This is a genomic window from Roseibium album (assembly GCF_001404515.1).
In the GTDB taxonomy this organism is placed as follows: Bacteria; Pseudomonadota; Alphaproteobacteria; order Rhizobiales; family Stappiaceae; genus Roseibium; species Roseibium album.
Genome location: NZ_CXWE01000008.1, coordinates 23,643 through 35,811 on the forward strand (window position 1 = coordinate 23,643; position 12,169 = coordinate 35,811).

General features: G+C 57.0%; 11 protein-coding genes. 5 read left to right on the top strand and 6 right to left on the bottom strand.

The window, feature by feature from the left end; all coding sequences use genetic code 11:
• Nucleotides 1-131: 131 nt before the first annotated feature.
• Nucleotides 132-1,520 carry a glutamine synthetase family protein gene (locus LA5095_RS24520; protein ID WP_055120368.1) on the bottom strand — a complete coding sequence of 463 codons (1,389 nt, stop codon included), beginning with the start codon at nt 1,518-1,520 and terminating at the stop codon, nt 132-134.
• 154 nt (nt 1,521-1,674) lie between these two features.
• Between LA5095_RS24520 and LA5095_RS24525 the strand changes: the two genes are divergently transcribed.
• The 3 genes from LA5095_RS24525 (at nt 1,675) to LA5095_RS24535 (ending at nt 5,366) form a co-directional block, all read left to right on the top strand.
• On the top strand, nt 1,675-2,379 hold the full coding sequence (locus tag LA5095_RS24525; protein WP_208992852.1) for a GntR family transcriptional regulator: 705 nt from the start codon (nt 1,675-1,677) through the stop codon (nt 2,377-2,379).
• A 154-nt stretch (nt 2,380-2,533) separates the two neighbouring features.
• Complete coding sequence (locus LA5095_RS24530) at nt 2,534-3,940, top strand: glutamine synthetase family protein (RefSeq protein ID WP_055119892.1); 1,407 nt, start codon at nt 2,534-2,536, stop codon at nt 3,938-3,940.
• 31 nt (nt 3,941-3,971) lie between these two features.
• Nucleotides 3,972-5,366 carry an aspartate aminotransferase family protein gene (locus LA5095_RS24535; RefSeq protein ID WP_055119894.1) on the top strand — a complete coding sequence of 465 codons (1,395 nt, stop codon included), beginning with the start codon at nt 3,972-3,974 and terminating at the stop codon, nt 5,364-5,366.
• Nucleotides 5,367-5,388: 22 nt separating this feature from the next.
• Here LA5095_RS24535 and LA5095_RS24540 read toward each other — a convergent pair whose 3' ends face one another.
• The 4 genes from LA5095_RS24540 to LA5095_RS24555 all read right to left on the bottom strand — a co-directional run bounded on the left by LA5095_RS24540 (nt 5,389) and on the right by LA5095_RS24555 (nt 9,580).
• The gene (locus LA5095_RS24540) at nt 5,389-6,405 is read right to left on the bottom strand and encodes a HupE/UreJ family protein (RefSeq protein ID WP_082442941.1); all 1,017 of its coding nucleotides are present in this window, start codon (nt 6,403-6,405) and stop codon (nt 5,389-5,391) included.
• A complete protein-coding gene (locus tag LA5095_RS24545) occupies nt 6,402-7,241 on the bottom strand; it encodes a peptidyl-prolyl cis-trans isomerase (RefSeq protein WP_055404434.1) in 840 nt (279 codons plus the stop codon). The genes LA5095_RS24540 and LA5095_RS24545 overlap by 4 nt, the downstream gene beginning before the upstream one ends.
• Nucleotides 7,242-7,331: 90 nt before the next feature.
• Complete coding sequence (locus tag LA5095_RS24550; protein ID WP_055119899.1) at nt 7,332-7,526, bottom strand: hypothetical protein; 195 nt, start codon at nt 7,524-7,526, stop codon at nt 7,332-7,334.
• 125 nt (nt 7,527-7,651) lie between these two features.
• Nucleotides 7,652-9,580, bottom strand: coding sequence for a DUF3604 domain-containing protein (locus LA5095_RS24555; protein WP_055119901.1), 1,929 nt, complete (start codon nt 9,578-9,580; stop codon nt 7,652-7,654).
• Between the two features lie 75 nt (nt 9,581-9,655).
• Here LA5095_RS24555 and LA5095_RS24560 point away from each other — a divergent pair, with 75 nt between their 5' ends.
• Together LA5095_RS24560 and LA5095_RS24565 are read left to right on the top strand one after the other, a co-directional pair.
• The gene (locus LA5095_RS24560) at nt 9,656-10,198 is read left to right on the top strand and encodes a YciI family protein (protein WP_158510437.1); all 543 of its coding nucleotides are present in this window, start codon (nt 9,656-9,658) and stop codon (nt 10,196-10,198) included.
• Nucleotides 10,167-11,423 (top strand): RNA polymerase sigma factor, encoded by a 1,257-nt coding sequence (locus LA5095_RS24565; protein ID WP_055119905.1) that lies wholly within the window; start codon nt 10,167-10,169, stop codon nt 11,421-11,423. Before LA5095_RS24560 ends, LA5095_RS24565 begins: the two co-directional genes overlap by 32 nt.
• Here the strand turns inward: LA5095_RS24565 and LA5095_RS24570 are convergent.
• Nucleotides 11,420-12,127, bottom strand: coding sequence for an SDR family oxidoreductase (locus LA5095_RS24570; protein WP_055119907.1), 708 nt, complete (start codon nt 12,125-12,127; stop codon nt 11,420-11,422). The two genes, LA5095_RS24565 and LA5095_RS24570, sit on opposite strands and share 4 nt — an antisense overlap.
• Nucleotides 12,128-12,169: the final 42 nt, after the last annotated feature.

Here is a 12,169-nt window from a genome sequence, read left to right on the forward strand (position 1 = left end):
TTGATGGTGGCCGTTTTCGGCCTTGTTCCTGATTTTAATCGGACAATCCCTGTCGGTCTTGTCCTCTGGTCTTCCAAACATTGGCGAGGCGCCAGATGTTTGTCCAGCGCCGATTTTGGGCTGTGAGTGCGTCAAAGATAGGTCTGACGCTCCAGGGAGGAAATCTCCCGCCCGAATTCGTTCAATTCCTCCCGTTTGATCTCGGTCAGCACCTTGTGCATTTCCGGACCGACTGCCCTTTTCATCAGCTTTGATGCCTCAAAAGCGTCGATAGCTTCGTCCATCCAGGGCGTCAGCCGTTTCTTTCGTTTCTCATAGGCATTTCCCGTGACCGGTGCCGGTGGTTCCTTCTTCTGCACGAGGCCTTCCAGCATGCCGGCCAGGATCCCGGTCAGCACCAGATACGGGTTCGCATCCGCGCCCGCGATCCGGTGTTCTACACGCGCGGCCTCCGGGCTCGAGGCAGGAACGCGCAGCGCGACGGACCGGTTGTCATACCCCCAGCAGATCGAGGCCGGGGCATAGGAGCCCGGCTGCATGCGGCGGAACCCGTTGAAGGTGGAGATGAACAGAAGCAATGCTTCGGGCATGGTCTTCATCAGGCCGTTGATGGCATAACCAAGACGCTCCGGCCCCTTGTCCGGATCCGCGAAAAGGTTGCCTTTTTCATCTTCCATGGAAACATGCACATGCATGCCATTTCCCGGCCATTCCACGAATGGCTTGGCCATGAAAGATGCCTTGAGTTCGTGCTTGCGTGCAACACCCGCAACCAGACGCTTGAGCAACACCACGTCGTCGGCGGCCAAAAGCGGGTTTTGCCGGTGATGCAGATTGAGCTCGAACTGACCGGGCGCGGCTTCCGAAACCGCTGCGTCCGCCGGGATCCCCTGGGCCTCGCAGGCCTTGCGAAGATCGTCGACGACCGGCAGAAGCGCTTCCAGATCCGACAGGGCGTACATGTTTTGCCGTGCCGGGCCTAGATGCGTCGAGAACAGCGGCTTGGGCTGTTCGGTCCAATCTCCTTCGCTTTCCTCAAACAGGTAGAATTCGAGTTCGAAAGCACAGGTCGCGGTCACGCCGAATTCAGACTTCAGCCGTTCGACCATGTTTTCCAGAACGTGGCGCGGATCGGCCGGAAACGGTTGTCCGTCGCGATCGTACATCGACAGGAGGACCTGCGCCGTCTTGCGCTCCGTCCATGGCACCAGTTTCAGGGATTCCGGGATCGGCCAGCAAACGCCGTCCTTGTCACCGGTCTCCAGGTGCATCCCGGTCGATTCCACTTCCCGCCCCCAGACATCGAGACCGAACAGCGAATAGGGAAAGGCAACGCCCTGTTCGAAGACCTTCTTCAGTGCCTTGCCCGGCAACCACTTGCCGCGGAGCACACCGTTCGTGTCGGGCAAAACCACTTCAAGAGTGTCGAGATCGGGATGCGTTTCCAAAAAGGCATCAAAATCCACCTTCCATCCGGGTTCAGCCGGATGTTCCAGAATCTGGTGGGGAAGTTCGTTCATTAAACCCCTGCTTTCAGACCGAGTTGCCTGGACAGATACGACCTGCGGGCTCTCAGCTTTCGTTTGCTTCATTTCCAAAAATGTGATCACTTTCGTAATTGTCTGTCAAGGCAGATCACGCAAATTGAGTAAATGTAATGATTGGGAGACCGCGTTGAGCGACCGTCATTCCGCCCTGACATCCCCTCCTGCGAATGACCGCAAAGGTGCCACATCGTCCCGGGGTGCAACACGCGAGCAAGTTGATGCAGCCATCCGTTCCGGGCTCTTGACTGGGCGTTTCATACCTGGAAAAGCCGTGACGATACGAGGGCTTGCCACCGACCTTGGCGTCAGCCCGATGCCTGTCCGGGAAGTCCTGCAGCGGCTTGCCGCCGAAAATGCTCTTGAGGTCAAGAGCAACGGGCGTGTCCAGGTTCCTGACATGACACCTGATCGCTTTGACGAAGTGCTGAAGGCCAGGCTGTTGCTGGAGCCGGAACTGGCCGAACGCTCACTCGAAAAGCTGTCAAAACGCGATGTGAAGATGCTGACCACGATTGATGACGAAATCGACCAGTGCATCATCAGCGGCGATGCCGAGGCATATATGCGCCTCAATCACGCGTTCCATTTTCATGTCTACCGGGCGTCCGGTTCAAAGGTTCTTCTGCCTCTGATCGACAGTCTCTGGCTTCAGTTCGCGCCATTCATGCGCACTGTCTATGGCAGGGTCGGAACCGCGATTCTCGTCGACCAGCACAAGGAAGCGATCCGCGCGATCGAGCAGCGTGACCGGGATGCGCTCCGGGACGCCATCGTGGGCGACATCACCGATGGCATGGGACTTATCGGCAAGGAAATTCTTGAAACGACATGAGACGGTTGATCCGGATCAAAGACCGTGTCATTTTGTGATCACAAAATTCACCAATGCCCCTTGATCGCAATCTCGTGCTGATTGCAGACAAACGGCTAAAGAGAAACCAACACACTATCCGGCACCTGTTCGTGCCCAACCCCTGGAGCCCGTCGTGAGTGATGAAACGCCTGCCAAAAACAGTCTGAGTGCAACGGACAGTTTGCGTGGGGTTCCGGATGGCGACGCCGCGCTGGAATGGCTGCATTCACGCAACATCGAAGACATCGAGTGCATCGTTCCGGACCTTGCAGGTGTCGCGCGAGGCAAGATGATGCCGGTCGAGAAGTTCTTCTCCGGCCCGGTCATGACCATGCCGGCCTCGATTTTCGCGCAAACGATTTCTGGTGATTATCCTGACGATGACGAGCGCTTCCAGCACAACCCAACCGATGGCGACCTCTATTTTCGTGCAGACTACAGCACGCTAACCTCGGTGCCCTGGGAAAGCGATCCGACCGCGCAACTCATTCACGATGCCTATACACGCCAGGGAGCCCCGGTGGAAACGGCACCGCGCAACGTGTTGAAGCGAATTTTGAAACTCTACGAGGACAAGGGCTGGGAGCCCGTTGTTGCACCGGAAATTGAATTTTACCTGGTGAAGCCGAACACCGACCCAGACTATCCGCTGGAGCCACCGACCGGCCGCTCCGGCCGTCCCGAGGTTGGTCGTCAATCCTATTCGATTTCAGCACTGAACGAATTCGACGACCTTATCGACGATATCTATGACCTTTCCGAACACCAGGGACTTGAGATCGACACACTGATCCACGAGGAAGGCGCTGCGCAGATGGAAATCAATCTGCGCCACGGCAACCCGCTTGCCCTTGCCGACCAGGTGTTCCTGTTCAAGCGTACGATCCGCGAAGCCGCGCTTCGGCACGACATGTACGCGACCTTCATGTCCAAGCCGATGTCGCATCAACCCGGTTCGGCAATGCATATCCACCAGTCGGTGATCGATAAGGAAACCGGCCGGAACATATTTGCCGGGGAAAATGGCGAGGAAACGCCAGCATTCCTCTCCTTCATTGCAGGACACCAGACATATCTGCCGAAAGTCACCTGCATCATGGCGCCTTTCGTCAATTCCTACCGACGCTTTTCGAAGACGTCGACGTCACCGGTCAACGTCTACTGGGGTTATGACAACAGAACGGTCGGATTGCGCGTGCCCTATTCCAGCCCGGAGGCGCGGAGACTTGAGAACCGGATTCCCGGATCCGACGCCAATCCCTATCTTTCGATCGCGGCAAGCCTCGCCTGCGGTTACCTGGGTATCGTGAACGAGTTGACGCCCGATGCGCCCAGGAGTGACGATTGCACCGAACTTGCCAAATCGCTGCCGCGTGGTTTGCCGGAAGCTGTTGCAAAATTCGAGAATTCCGACGAGATGGTTGAAATCTTCGGCGAGACATTCGTCGCCACCTATCGTGCGATCAAATACGAGGAATTCGAAACCTTCATGTCCGTGATCAGCGCCTGGGAACGGGAATATCTCCTGCTCAACGTCTGATCAGCATCACTGTTCCTTTGGAGTTCACGCCATGACGGCCCATTCCAACATCTATCCGACCAAGGCCCTTCAGGAAATCGACGCGGCCCATCACTGGCATCCCTTCTCGGACATGAAATCGCTGAATGAGGAAGGCAGCCGCATCGTGACGTCGGCCGACGGCGTCTGGATCTCGGATTCAGACGGCAAGAAAATCCTCGACGGCATGGCCGGGCTCTGGTGCGTTCAGGTCGGACACGGGCGCAAGGAGATTGCCGATGCCGTCAATCGCCAGATGAACGAACTCGCCTACTACAACACCTTCTTCAAGACAACACATCCACCTGCGATCGCGTTGTCTGAAAAGCTGGCCAAACTGGCGCCGGACCACATCAACACCGTCTTTTATTGTTCCTCGGGTTCGGAGGCCAACGACACGGTGTTCCGCATGGTGCGCACCTATTGGGACAAGATGTGCAAGCCCGACAAGAAGGTGATAATCGGTCGCTGGAACGGCTATCACGGATCAACTCTTGCAGGCACCAGCCTGGGCGGCATGAAAGCCATGCATGCCCAGGGCGATCTGCCGGTGTCCGGTGTCCATCACATCGACCAGCCTTACTGGTTCGGTGAAGGCCAGGACATGAGCCCGGAAGAATTCGGGGTCCTTGCGGCGCGGAAGCTGGAAGAGGCAATCGACGAAATAGGCGAGGACAAGATCGCAGCCTTCATCGCCGAACCGATCCAGGGTGCAGGCGGTGTCATCATTCCACCGGCAACCTACTGGCCCGAGATGCGCCGGATCCTTGAGGAACGCGATATCCTGTTCGTCTCCGATGAAGTTATCTGCGGCTTCGGACGCCTCGGTGAGTGGTTCGGCTCGACACATTTCGGCGTGAAGCCGGATCTCATGCCGATCGCCAAGGGTTTGACTTCGGGGTACCTGCCGATGGGCGGCGTGCTTGTCTCAGACCGGGTCGCGGACGGTCTGATGAATTCCGGAGACGATTTCAATCATGGCTATACCTATTCCGGCCATCCGGTCTGTGCAACAGCAGCGCTTGCCAATCTGGAAATCATCGAGCGCGAAGGCCTCGTTGACCGGGTCAAGAACGACATCGGCCCCTATCTTCAAGAGCGCTGGCTGAGACTTGGCGATCATCCGCTGGTCGGCGAAGCCCGCATGACCGGCCTGATGGGCGCTTTGGAGCTAGTTCCGGACAAAACCGATCTCAAGAAAACCTTTCCTGACACCGGCACCGTTGGAACGATCTGCCGCGACATCTCATTCCAGAACAGCATGGTGATGCGCGCCGTCCGCGACAGCATGATCATCTCGCCGCCGCTGGTCCTTAGCCACGAGGAGGCCGATTTCCTGGTCAAGAGTGCGGAAAAGACGCTGAACGACACCTTTCAGACGCTCAAGAAGGATGGCTGGCTGGGATAGACTTCTGCGGTCCGTGGATGGATCATGTATTTGAAAAGTACAAAACCCGCTCGATCAACCAGAAACTGGACAGACTGCCGATCATATAGGCGAGCGTCAGGCCAACAGGTCTGCGGGCCAGAACCGGGCCTTTCCGGAGCAACCTGGAAACGGCAAACACAATCACAGTCGCCAAGACAATAAAGGCGAGCTGGCCTGCTTCCACGCCGACATTGAATGCGAAGAGAGCAAGCGGGATATCTGATTGTGGCAGTCCGATTTCCTTCAAAGCACCGGCGAAGCCAAGCCCATGAAGCAGACCGAAGGCAAAGGTCACCACCCAGGGAGCAGATTGCGAAAGCCGTTTTTCGTCGGGAGTGCTGAGTGCTATTTCACTCGCAAGGAAAACGATGGACAGGGCAATGACCGCTTCAACGGGTGCAGGCGGCAAGGCGATCCACCCGAGCGTTGACGCTGCGAGTGTCAGGCTATGCGCCACCGTAAAAGCTGTAACCGCGCCAACCAGTCGCCAGAAGCCCCGGACAAGCACCAGAAGTGCAAACAGAAACAACAGATGATCCCATCCTTCAAGGATGTGCACAAATCCGAGGCCGGCATAGGTTCCCAGTACCTTGAACGGCCCAGGCTCTTTGGGCAGAACTGCGGACGTCGCATCCGCTGTCAGACGCAGGGAAACTGCCGTCTTTTCCGACGGCACGAAGCGTAACAGAACATCCGTTTGTGTGTTCTCCAGTCCCGGAATCGAAACGACGCTGCCAGGGAGTGCCTCCTCGCACACCGCGGTCCAGACCGCCTCCCATGCTCCCGCACTGGCAGACGGCAAAGGCCCTTTCCGAGGCGAGCAACCGCTCGGGAGCAACAGGTCTATCGGCATGGGTTTTCCAGAAACATCGGGCTTGCGCCAAAAAACCTGCCAAATGTTCTCGCCTTTCTGTTCCAGAGACACATAGCCCGGTTGCAAGGCGTGTCCGTGTGCCAGATTTGAGATGCAGGCCGATGCCAAAATCAGGAAAGCGCCTGAAATCAACAGTCGGGTCATTGTCCAGTCTCCGGCAGGACGATGCGATAGCGTTCGCGCATGGCTGCATACGCGTCCTCGCGCAGCTCTTCGGCCTTTCGCAGCGCCCAGTCCGCTTCGACCTCATTGCGTATCGATTCAAATGGCAGATATTCGGCTGATTGTCGTTGGGTAACGCGGATCAGGTGCTGCCCGTAGCCGGATTGGACCGGCCCCGACCACTCATTCAACGGCAATGCCTCGATCCGTTCGTAAAAGCCGTCGCCGAATACTCCGTCGATTTTCGACCTGGCAGACATATCCAACCGGAACGGAAGCAATGTCCGCGTTCCAAGCACTTCGGGGTCCGCACCCTGACGCAGCCTGTCTTGAACCTCTTCAGCGAGTTCCTCATCGGCGGGAGATCCAAGAAAAACCTGCTCGTAAGATATTCGGCCAGACCGCAGGTAAGCATTCCTGTTCGCGGCATAATAGGATTTCAGATCTTCTTCCGTCGGCTTCCGGGAGCGTGCCGCGGCGGTGGTCAGAAAATCCATCTTCTGTACCAGACGCCGCCGAAGCACAATGTCGTCACGATCCAGTCCCAGTTTCAGTGCTTCGCGCACCAGAACTTCCTCGCGCACATACGAAGCGACAAGAGTTTGTTTTTCTTCTTCTGTAGGAAGACGCTGCCACACGGCCTCAAACTCAGTTACCAGCCTTTGCAGTTTCTGCTGCGTGACGACGATTTCGGCATTCTCGTCTACGGGCTCACTTTCCGGCGGCGGCGAAATGAAACCATAAGCCGCGAAAATGAGGCTGCCCAATAGAAGAAAATGAACAAGTGGCTGGCTGGCCAACCGACGAATCCCGGTCATCTTTGACGCTCTGCCCCACTTAAACCCCGTCTCTTTGATAGTCCTGACCTCTTGCCACGCGCCATTGGACGCCTTCGTGAGTTGACCGCTTCAACGTCCGCGCTTCTTCAGACTCTCCAAAACGATCAATCCAAGGTTCAAAACCCCAAACACAAGAATTGCACCGAAGACGAGAAGGCCAAGCTGTTTTGTACCGATCCCGACCGGAAGATTGAACGCCATCACGATCATTCCGAACAACGCCAGCAGCATGATCAGCGGGAAAATGGTGTCTTTCAGCTTCATGAGGTCCTCTTCTGATAGCCTGCCGCATTTGCTAATGGCCAGTTTCGCAATAAATTACTTACCCGGCACCAGACATGATCCAATGGCATATTTCCGGGGTGCCGATGGCGTACAAAGCACAGCAACTACGTTCCCGGCGTGTACCAGATCGGGGACGTATAAGCTCGTTCCTGCTGGCTTGTCGGCGCGCCTTCGGGAATATCGACGCCATATCGGAATGCATCGTAGACGTACCAGGGCGGTGTAGGGATCTCCAGGACGCGTGCGTAATAGAAGGCGCGCTGGCCAGGATCGAAATCGGGATCGGTCCAGACAGTTGCCAATTCCGACGCGCCAATCGAGTTTGTCCAACTGGCATTTTGCACGTCAACCGTATTGCCGACTGCCGGAACCTTGCCGTCCGTTCCCGGCTCGCGGCTGTCGGACCATGCAACGTCATAGACCTTTTCCTGAGTGTTGCCGTCTGCATCCATCCATCCCTTGACGATCTGGATCCGATCCAGATTGGCACCAACCGCGTCCCGCAAGGCATAAACCATGAATGCCGGCGCCTCGGCTTCCTCCGGCTTCGGCATCAGGTCTCCACCCATCGGGACACCCTTGCGATAGCCGAGCAGAGCCGGATTGCGCGTCTCCATGTCCTGGTCGGTGAAATCCCAGCCACCGAACAGTCTCACCATCATGCGTGGCCCCGTGGTGGCGTAAACCTCCTTGCGCTGCATGGCATCGAAAAGAGACTCGCGCGTGTTTTCACGTGCCCAGACACCTGTGACACCCGAGGAGACCATCTGCCAGGCAAAGAGTTCTCCATTCTCGGTTTTCACGAATGGATGGGTCAGACGATCGGGGGAAGGTTCGTAGCCGGTGTGCTTGCCGAAGAAATTTTCCTCTTCAAACGTCGCCAGGCCGGTGTGGCTGTCGGTGGCTCCGGAAAAGCCGAACTTGTAGGGGTTGGTGCCGAATTTTTCTTCCAGCAAAAACCCGTTCTTCAGGGCCTCGCGAGCATATTCGCCAGCGAGCATGTCGTTTGTCTTGGCCACGGACAGGTCCAGATTGCCGGCGTCCCAGTTGTAGTAGTCGGCAAATTCGTCATTCGGAGACAGAAAGGGATGTGCTTCGCCGTCGCCCTTGATCTGGGTAATTTCGTAAAGCGGCTCCCATTTGGCACGCTGCTCGACATAGTCCTTGTCGATCGCCTTGCCGGTAAACTGTGTGTCGACCGGGAACATCACACCATTGGAGAGGTTTCCGTTGTGGGCAAGCGCCAGGACTGCACCGTTGGTCTTGTCCTCGTAGGCCTGCATCCACTTGTAGAGATCTAGCGGATCGGAACTTCCGAAAGGCGGGGTCATGGTGAAGGGAACCACCTGCCCGGCTCTTTCCGCCCCATCGCGGAAGATCACGTTGCGATGCAGATTGTTGCCTTTGTCCAGCGAAGTCCACTCGAAGCCGATCAGCGCCGTGAACCGGCCGGGCTCGTTGAAAGCGTCCGCAGTCTTGACATTGTCCGACCAGATCGACGCGAACCGGCGCGCGCCCGGCTGATACTGCGCAAAAAGGTCCGGGTCGACATTGCCCTGGCTGAATTGCGTGATCAGGTCGATCGTGGCTGCGACGGCCTCCTGCCCACCGGCCCGATATCCTTCCGACCATTTGCGACCCTGTTCGTATTTGGTCACGCCCGGCGAGGCTTCGAGAATGTCGGTAATCAGCCCCATACCGTCGGAGTGTTCGGTGATCACAAGCCAGTCAAGGGGCCGGTAGAGCCGGACAGGCTGGCCGGAAGACGCCGTGATCTCCTCGCCACGTGCGAAACGCCAGGCCTGTTCCTGCGTCAACCTTGCTCCGAACCCGCCTGCATCCATTGACTGGCCGGTGTGAAGATGCGTATCGCCCCACAAGGGATGTTCAGGAAAACTACGCCCAGCATAGGGCGAATATGCTTCCCCGGGATAAACATCGAGGAGCTGCCCCTCGTTGACGTCGAACTCTTGTGCAGGAAGCGTCGTAGTGACGGAAAAATATGCCAAAACAGCAACAGCGGCAGTACGCATGAGACCCTCCCACAACAAATATCACAATAAGTAATGCACATTCCCCATCCCCGGAGAAGTTTGGGAAAATTACTCATGGACCGGTTTAGGCCCAGCTACGCAGTTTTTTCAGTGCCAGGTGCAAGTTCGATCCAGTTGGGGCAATTTTCTTCCCCGGCCTTGTCGGATAAGCTCGCGCCCGGACGTTCCTCGGTCATCAATCCCGAGGACCCGGAGGAAAAGAAGATGCTGTTTTCAGTTCTGATTTATGCCAGTGAAGATTTCATGGATGCTGTCTCACCGGAGGAGCATGACGAGATCATGCGCCACCACCGCGCCTTTCACGAACACACCAAGGGCAGCAAGACGTTCGCGTCTGCCATCAAGCTGATGTCCACGGGAACCGCGGTGACGGTCAACAAGGAAAGCGACGACTACCTGGTGACAGACGGTCCGTTCGCGGAAACCAAGGAACAGTTCATGGGCTTCTATCTCATTGACTGTCCTTCGCTGGAAGAAGCCATAGATACCGTCAAACTTCTGCCGCTGGAGCACGGGCGCGTGGAAATCCGTCCGGTTGAGTATTTCGAAGGAGCCGATTTCAAGAATGCCGAGCGCTTGGTTATCGACGCATCTTAGGGCATCCCGTCCCCGTGTTCTGGCGGCCCTGAACCGCGCGTTCGGAGACATCGATGTCGCTGAAGATGCCTTTCAGGAAGCCTCACTCAAGGCGCTGAAAACATGGCAGCAGGATGATATTCCGAAAGATCCGGCTGCCTGGCTGATCGTTGCCGGACGCAACGCGGGAATTGATGCCTTCCGCAAGAAGCGCCGCGAGACGCTCACCGCTCCCGAAGATCTGGAGCCCGTCCATGACGGGGTACATCCGGAAGAGGAACTGACACTCTCGCTCGACCGGTCCGTCTACCGGGACGACGTGTTGCGTCTCCTGTTCACCTGTTGTCATCCGGTTTTGCGCCGCGATCAACAGATCGCACTTGCCCTGAAGATTGTTGCCGGACTTTCCGTCGACGAAATCGCCCGTGCTTTTCTTGTTCAGCCCAAGACAATGGAACAACGGATTACCCGTGCCAAGAAACGTCTGCAGGCGGCCAGGCTCCGCTACGAGGACCCCGACGGCGCCGAGCGCTCGGCACGGTTTTCCGTGGTCGCAAACGCCATTTATCTCGTTTTCAATGAGGGCTACTCGGCGTCTCAAGGTTCGGAACTCATTCGCGAAACACTATGCGAGGAAGCAATTCGCCTCGCGCGCCTTCTTGTCCGCCTGTTTCCCGGAGAGCCTGAATTGCGGGGGCTTCTGGCACTCTGCCTCATCCAGCATTCCCGGCGGCGGGCACGCCTGTCAGCCACGGGCCAGGCCATCACGCTGGAACAACAGGACAGATTGCAGTGGGACCGCACATTGATCGCCGAGGGCATCATCCTTCTCGAAGCTGCCCTCAGAAAAGCGACTCCCGGACCGCTGCAGATAGAAGCGGCCATCGCTGCCACGCACACGAGGGCAGCGCGCTATGACGAAACTGATTGGGCGGAACTGGACCGGCTGTATCGCGCCCTGGAAATAATCCGCCCTTCTCCCGTCGTGTCCCTGAACCGGGCGGTTGTGATCGCCAAGTTGAAGGGCCCTGAGGAAGCACTCGGTCAACTGGAGCAACTGGCTGCTCCGCTGGAAAGATACGCCAGTTACCATGCAACCACCGCAGCTCTGCTGACCGAATTGAAACAGTTTTCAAAGGCGCGTAAAGCTTATGAAGCGGCCATCCAGCATGCGGGAACAGAAGTGGAGCGACAACACATCTGTTCAAAGCTGGACGCGCTCAGATCACGCGTCCCCGGCCTCTAGACCGACCGGGTTATGCCACCGTCAACGCGAATATTCTGACCGGTTATGTAGCCAGCGCCTTCTGCAGCGAGAAACGCAACGACAGACGCAATCTCTTCGTAGGATCGGCCGTAGCGTTCCATCGGTATGCGTGCGCGGAATTCCTCCTTTTCGGGAAGGCTGTCGATAAAGCCCGGAAGGACATTGTTCATGCGAATGTTTTCTGCGGCATACCTGTCAGCGAACAATTTGGTGTAGGCCGCCAATCCTGCGCGGAATACACCAGATGTCGGAAAAACGGGATCGGGTTCAAATGCCGCAAATGTGGAAATGTTTATGATTGCTCCTGATTTCTGCGCCTGCATGACCGGCACCACCAACCGCGCCGCGCGCACGACATTCATGAAGTAGACATCCAAACCAGCGTGCCAGTCTTCGTCAGTGAGATCCAGGATCGGTGCGCGCGGACCATGACCTGCACTGTTGACCAGGACATCGATCCTGCCCCACCGCTGCATGGCCAGTTCAACAAGATGTTTCAGATCCTCGTTGGACTGATTGGAACCGGAAATCCCGACGCCTCCCAGTTCGGCGGCCAAGGCCTCACCCTTTCCCGAAGAAGAGAGAATCGCGACTTTGTAACCGTCGTGTGCCAGTCTCCGCGCCGAATCCGCCCCCATGCCACTGCCACCGGCCGTGACCATTGCCACCTTTTTCTCTGTCATCTTCTCACCCTCGGCTCGTCAATCGATACGGAAACGTATGGC

Bases quoted from the DNA above. Each gene is read 5' to 3' on its own strand.
- LA5095_RS24520 (WP_055120368.1), bottom strand. From the start codon at position 1,520: ATGAACGAACTTCCCCACCAGATTCTGGAACATCCGGCTGAACCCGGA.
- LA5095_RS24535 (WP_055119894.1), top strand. From the start codon at position 3,972: ATGACGGCCCATTCCAACATCTATCCGACCAAGGCCCTTCAGGAAATC.
- LA5095_RS24540 (WP_082442941.1), bottom strand. From the start codon at position 6,405: ATGACCCGACTGTTGATTTCAGGCGCTTTCCTGATTTTGGCATCGGCC.
- LA5095_RS24545 (WP_055404434.1), bottom strand. From the start codon at position 7,241: ATGACCGGGATTCGTCGGTTGGCCAGCCAGCCACTTGTTCATTTTCTT.
- LA5095_RS24550 (WP_055119899.1), bottom strand. From the start codon at position 7,526: ATGAAGCTGAAAGACACCATTTTCCCGCTGATCATGCTGCTGGCGTTG.
- LA5095_RS24555 (WP_055119901.1), bottom strand. From the start codon at position 9,580: ATGCGTACTGCCGCTGTTGCTGTTTTGGCATATTTTTCCGTCACTACG.
- LA5095_RS24560 (WP_158510437.1), top strand. From the start codon at position 9,656: ATGGACCGGTTTAGGCCCAGCTACGCAGTTTTTTCAGTGCCAGGTGCA.
- LA5095_RS24565 (WP_055119905.1), top strand. From the start codon at position 10,167: ATGCCGAGCGCTTGGTTATCGACGCATCTTAGGGCATCCCGTCCCCGT.
- LA5095_RS24570 (WP_055119907.1), bottom strand. From the start codon at position 12,127: ATGACAGAGAAAAAGGTGGCAATGGTCACGGCCGGTGGCAGTGGCATG.